Origin of the sequence: Cryobacterium sp. MLB-32 (assembly GCF_000738085.1) — a bacterium.
In the GTDB taxonomy this organism is placed as follows: Bacteria; Actinomycetota; Actinomycetes; order Actinomycetales; family Microbacteriaceae; genus Cryobacterium.
The window spans coordinates 1-491 of record NZ_JPRS01000719.1; the positions used below are offsets into that span (position 1 = coordinate 1).

Genomic DNA, 491 nt, shown 5'->3' on the forward strand with positions numbered 1-491 from the left:
GTCGCGATGTTGCCGTTGATTTCCGCGAGAACGGTAGTTGCGTCCACGTTTGTTTCCTTCCGTAGGGGTGAATGCGGCGAGTGCCGGATTCGATGTCTAGTGTTCCTCAGCCAGCGCGAGCTGGATGTAGACGGCGGTAAGTAGGGCAAAAATGTAGGCCTGCAGAATCGCGATCAGAATCTCGAAGAGGGTGAACGCGAAACCGAAGACGAGGGTTCCGGCTCCAAAGAGCTTGAATCCTCCGTCCGCAGTGAAGAAGAAGAACTGTGTTGCGCTGAAGAACAGCACCAACAGCAAGTGCCCGACGATCATGTTCATCATGAGTCGAAGCGTCAGGGTGACCGGACGAATGAGGAACGTGGAGATGAACTCAATCGGCGTCACGATGATGTACAGCGCCGGCGGAACACCGGGCGGGAAAAGCGAGTTACGGAAGAACTTCGCCGGGCTCTTTTTGACACCGGCGTAGATGAACGCTCCGTAGGAGATGA

Annotated in this window: 1 protein-coding gene; it reads right to left on the reverse strand. The window is 55.4% G+C overall.

Annotated features, from left to right (window positions below; genetic code table 11):
• Window positions 1-96 precede the first annotated feature (96 nt).
• A partial coding sequence (locus tag JF66_RS21060) for a F0F1 ATP synthase subunit A (protein ID WP_035880934.1) occupies window positions 97-491 on the reverse strand: 395 nt, incomplete at its 5' end.